The organism is Streptomyces sp. NPDC048483 (assembly GCF_040651455.1).
In the GTDB taxonomy this organism is placed as follows: Bacteria; Actinomycetota; Actinomycetes; order Streptomycetales; family Streptomycetaceae; genus Streptomyces.
Window position 1 is genome coordinate 1 of sequence record NZ_JBEZJZ010000232.1, and the last position, 3,260, is coordinate 3,260.

Annotated in this window: 4 protein-coding genes and 1 pseudogene; 2 read left to right on the forward strand and 3 right to left on the reverse strand. The window is 65.0% G+C overall.

From position 1 onward, the window contains the following. Nucleotides 1-47: 47 nt before the first annotated feature. Both AB0D04_RS42405 and AB0D04_RS42410 read left to right on the forward strand, forming a co-directional pair. Nucleotides 48-341, forward strand: a complete 294-nt coding sequence (locus tag AB0D04_RS42405; protein ID WP_362712809.1) for a hypothetical protein — start codon at nucleotides 48-50, stop codon at nucleotides 339-341. Nucleotides 342-766: 425 nt separating this feature from the next. Then, complete coding sequence (locus tag AB0D04_RS42410) at nucleotides 767-1,438, forward strand: hypothetical protein (RefSeq protein WP_362712810.1); 672 nt, start codon at nucleotides 767-769, stop codon at nucleotides 1,436-1,438. Nucleotides 1,439-1,897: 459 nt separating this feature from the next. On the opposite strand, the pseudogene AB0D04_RS42415 reads toward AB0D04_RS42410, so the two are convergent. The 3 genes and pseudogenes from AB0D04_RS42415 to AB0D04_RS42425 form a co-directional block, all read right to left on the reverse strand. Further along, nucleotides 1,898-2,122, reverse strand: a pseudogene (locus AB0D04_RS42415) (SulP family inorganic anion transporter); the annotation flags it as partial. Between the two features lie 32 nt (nucleotides 2,123-2,154). Then, the gene (locus AB0D04_RS42420) at nucleotides 2,155-2,556 is read right to left on the reverse strand and encodes a hypothetical protein (RefSeq protein ID WP_362712812.1); all 402 of its coding nucleotides are present in this window, start codon (nucleotides 2,554-2,556) and stop codon (nucleotides 2,155-2,157) included. 74 nt (nucleotides 2,557-2,630) lie between these two features. Then, complete coding sequence (locus AB0D04_RS42425; protein ID WP_362712814.1) at nucleotides 2,631-3,044, reverse strand: SHOCT domain-containing protein; 414 nt, start codon at nucleotides 3,042-3,044, stop codon at nucleotides 2,631-2,633. Between the last annotated feature and the right edge of the window lie 216 nt (nucleotides 3,045-3,260).

Sequence of the window (3,260 nt, forward strand, 5' to 3'; positions counted from 1 at the left end):
AGTCCCGATTCGGCGACAGCCCGCCGCGGCACTCGTAGGATGTCTGGATGCCTAAGCCGATACGGATGAGCCGCCGCTCGTGGGTTGCCGCGTGGGCGGTGCTGTGCGCGGCTGGCCTCGCGGCCACCGCCAAACTGAACGCCTCCTCGGCACCGGCCCCGCAGCCCGAGAAGTCCGTCAGTGCCGAGTGCGCCGAGCGCATCGCGGACATCGAGACGCAGCTGGCCAAGGCCAAGCAGAAAGGCAAGGGAGACGGAATGCTGGTCTTCTCGCGAGTCCAGGTCGGCACCGAGGACGACTGCCGTGACGATCTCCGTAACCACTTCCGTGGCGCTCAGTGAGCCGCGCTACCTGGCTCGCCGCGATGGCAGGGCTAACCTTCGTCTGTGCCGGGGCAATCATTGCCGTGGGCGCCACGTCGGAACCGAAGCCGCGGCCCACGCCGCCGCGGGTGTACTCCTCCTGCCTGGCGGCAGACACCAAGCCGGTGTCTGCGGACGACGACCCGTGCGACGGCCGCTGAAGAACGTCCGAGCGACCGTCCGCCGCATGGCAGAGCACCCAAACCCGAGTCGGCCTCTTGGCCGACGACGCCACCACAAGAACCGTGGACATCGGTGGCTCACCCAGATGAGGGGGACCCCGTTCGTCACTGACAGTGAATCTAGCCACGGCCACTTGATTCCCCGTCAGGCGGCCGTGGGCGGGGAGATCTAACTGGCCACCGACAGTCGTCGCGGGCTTCGCCGCTGGGTACCGTGTGTACATGTCCACTCGCGCAGAGTTGCGTCGGATGCGCCGTATCGACCGCTGGATGGAGATCATTCTGCCGAGGGTGGTCCGGCGCGTGGTCAACGGTGAGGCGTCGCAGCCCTGTTGGTTGCCTCGCCGCTGGGCGACCCTGGTGTCGGGTGACGTCGACCTGGATGCAGGCGTCGGCGCAGTCTGGCTCGTCTGGCGTCCCGGATCCGCGAGGGCAGAGACGCATACCGCACTGATTGAGCGTTGCGGCGAGAAGTGGCAGTGCACAGCTCGTGGGAGTGCGTCGGGCGGTGACCTGCCAGCCGAGAGGCTGGCGGTGGGCCAGCCGGGGCAGGTCGGCATGATCGAGCTCGGCGGAGGCGCAGGTTGCCTGAGTTATGCCTATCGCCTGCGGCATCGTCATCCGGACTTCATCGGGATGGGCTCGTGGGTCGGGTCCAGCGAACTCCGGGTGGCGGCCGAGGTGGATCATCTCCTCCTCAGTGACCGACGGATCGAGGTGCCTGGGCATGGGTGGCTCATCGTGGTCTGGAAGTCCCCGTCCACGGGCCACGGGGGGATACGACCGCTCCTCGTGGCTGTGGGGGGTGACGGCTCGGAACTCTCCAGGATCGGCCCTCACGACAGTATGGACAGCTATACCTGGGCAGAGTTGAGCGGCCAGGTGGAGTGGTAGCTGTGAGTCCTCCGTAAGCAGGGTGGTCCTGCTGCTCAGGGGCCTGCCGGCGGCGGAACCGCTTGCTTCGGCAGGTGGGGATATGAAGGGCGTCATGGTGTGGTCTATCGTCGGCAGCGCGCGGGTGGTCGACGCGGCAGGCAGTGTTCTGCGCGCACTCGGCTTCGCCGAACTCGCCGCCGAGGTGGACACGTGACAACGCACTGACCGAACGCGCATGAATATGAAGCCGGAAGGGTCCCGTTTTCCCTACCGAACGCGTCGATTCGAGGCCGACCGCCCGCGCGGAGGAAGGAGAATCGAGAGAGCCGTGTGCCGCACTCGAGTGGTCGGCCGCAGGGAGCCGAGAGAAGGCGTCCATGAACGGCCGGTGGACCTGGCCTATGACTCCCCGCTGCCAGGCGCTTCCCGGTCCACGCTGTGAATCTTCCAAAACGTCCATGGCCACCGTGCTCACTAGAGTCCGAGCGCGGGCAGGATGGCCCACAGTCCCACGACCGGTGGCAGACCGGCGACACTGGCGTACGCCATGACCTGCGGCACGAGATAGGCGGCAACCGTGATCCCGGCCATGAGGTCCTCGCGCAGCCACGCTCGTCGGTACCTCTTGAGCACCACGAGGCCGGGCACGCCCGGCACAACGCGACGCCACTTTCCCTCCGGGATGTCGGAATGCTTCGACACGGAGGTGTGCTCCGACCAGAACAAGCCCCGCCCTAAGCGAGATCCTTCTGCCTGACGACGCACAGCGCCCAGATGATGAAGCCGTCCATGGCGATCAGGATCATCGACCAGAACGGGTAGTACGGCAGGGAGAGGAAGTTCACGATCATGAACAGCGCCGCGATGACGACGCCCGCGATCCTCGCCCAAAGCGCGGCCTTGAACAGACTCAAGCCCACCAGGATGGCCACGACTCCGACAATGAGGTGGATCCAGCCCCAGCCCGTCACGTCGAACTTGAAGATGTAGTTCGGTGCGTTGACGAAGATGTCGTCCTCGGCGATAGCCATGATGCCCCGGAAGACACCGAAGATACCCGCGATGATCAGCATCACTGCGGCGAATATCGTTAGCCCGCCGGCCATTGCCTCGGAGGTCTCGGAGCGATGCGTCATTGTCGGTGATGACACGGGTTGCCTCGATTCATGGACGTTCCCCGGACCTCACGCCGTTGTCGGACAGACGGGGATCACCGAAGGATCTTTTCCTTTGCGCGCTGGAACTCTTCCTCCGATATCTCGCCTTTTGCCTTGAGGTCCGAGAGCTTGGCCAGCTCGTCAGCGTCGCTCTTTCCGCCGGCGCCTGTCGCTGTTTCGCGGATGTATGTATCGAGAGCTTCTTGGTGTTGTCTGGCTTGCCGTACCTCGCGTTGGCTCATTTCCTTTCCGCGTGCGATCACATAGACCAGAACACCCAGGAACGGGACGACGATCACGAAGAGCAGCCAGGCCGCCTTCGCCCAGCCATGCAGTTCGTGATCACGGAAGATATCGGCGATGACGCGGAAGAGCACCATCAGCCACAGGACCCAAAGGAAGATCCACATGACTGTCCAGAAAGCGCCCAGCACTGGATAGTCGTACGCCATGTACAGGCTGCCCATGGTCTTCCTCCTGCCACTCGTAGTCACCTTCAGGCTCCGCCGCCCTGGGGGCTTGAACATCACCCTCTGCGGGTGAACGTGGAGGGATGCCGACGGCTGCAAGAATCGCGGCCTTGAGGCTGTTCAGCTGGGCCTGGGCGTGGGTGTCCACCACCGCGTCGGCCTCGGCCGGCGGCAGTGAGGCGCGCTCGGTCGCCGCTCGGATCTCGTCGGTGC